Genomic DNA, 1,447 nt, shown 5'->3' with positions numbered 1-1,447 from the left:
CACTACTTTGGCAGAATTGGTTTGTGCTGCAGTTTTTCACGGATACGTCTTCTGCAGTAGGGGCATCGCTGCGATCGCTGCCGTAGGATGAGATCGACGATGGCGTGACGTACTGCGGGCATGGTTGGCTGAGGCGGAGGCCCGTTGATTCTTTTTTTTCCGCCCCGCGTGTGCGAGGCGACGGTATTGCAAGAAGGCGTAGGCGATCATGGTCATTAGTGCGTGACGATGAAGACCTTGCCATGATCGCCCTTCGAAGTGATCAAGTCCAAGCTCCTCTTTCAACTGCTGATGCGCCTGCTCGCAGATCCATCGTGCTTTTATGGTGGCGGCCAGTGTGCGCAGATCCGTCGACGCAGGCAGGTTGGCCAGATAGTATTTTTTCTCCCCTGAGGCACGTTGCTCGCCAATGAGCCAGGCTTCGTCGCCCGGGAGATGCTGCTGACCCTTATCCCATATCCGCTGCGGAGGTCCGTCGGCGGTGCGGACACGGACAGCAGCAAATCGGGCTTTCAGTCGACCTTTCGTCCCGCTGCGCCAACTCACGGTTTTCCACCTGGCGCTCGCCAGCATTTGTTCTGCCGCAATCGACAAAATATCTGGTACGTGGTGCTTCCGGGGTTTCCCGCGGACTTTGGTAATCGGCCAAATGAGCTTCACATTGACCGGATACACCTTGAGATGCCGAGGGATGCCGACGGCCCAAGCCAGCCCGCGCTCTGTCAACCCTTGTCGAAACGGTGCGCTGAGCCCGTATCCCGCATCCGCCAGTACACATCCAAAGCGCACGTTAGCTGCCATCGCGCGGTCAATCTCGGCCAAAGCAATTTCCGGCTTGGACCGTGCCGTTCGATGTTCGACCGGCACGCGAGCGCGCTTTAGACGAGACAGGTCGCTAGTCCAGCTGTCAGGCAGAAAGAGACGCAAAGCGATCATCACCGGCACTTCACCTCGCGCAAGCGTCAAAGACACCAGCGTTTGGCAATTTGCCGTTTTGCCGAGAGCCGACGCGTATTGAGCCGCAACACCAACCGACCGTTCACCTTTCTTCGGCAGTGAGGTGTCATCAATGACCAGCACCGCATCCTTGCCGCCGACAAGCCCGTCGGCCTGGTTGAGCAACTCAGATTCCAGCGATGACTCGTCCCAGACACCATCGGCGATGAAATGGTGCAGCTGATCGTAGTTGCCGGTTGCGAGGCGTTCTGCCATCGGCTGAACGCTCTTGCGATCGCCAGGACCGATCAATCCCGCAACGTAAAGGGGACACATCCGCTGCCGGGTCTTATGACCCAACCGCTGCAAGAACGGCTTCAGCCAGCCTTCGAGTTCGTCTTCCCATTCCGCCATGGTCAGCCCTCCAAGAGCCGACCACCCATGAATCATTGAAAAATCGATTCGGGAATCCTAAAAATTCAGAGGAATCCGACAATCTGCCAAAGTAGTG

1 protein-coding gene is annotated in these 1,447 nt (G+C 57.4%); it reads right to left on the bottom strand.

The window, feature by feature from the left end; translation table 11 throughout:
* Window positions 1-36 precede the first annotated feature (36 nt).
* Window positions 37-1,386, bottom strand: a complete 1,350-nt coding sequence (locus IVA78_RS12290) for an IS701 family transposase (RefSeq protein WP_247465461.1) — start codon at window positions 1,384-1,386, stop codon at window positions 37-39.
* Window positions 1,387-1,447: the final 61 nt, after the last annotated feature.

Source organism: Bradyrhizobium sp. 137 (assembly GCF_023074095.1).
Classification (GTDB): domain Bacteria; phylum Pseudomonadota; class Alphaproteobacteria; order Rhizobiales; family Xanthobacteraceae; genus Bradyrhizobium.
This window is presented reverse-complemented; position numbering and strand designations above follow the sequence as displayed.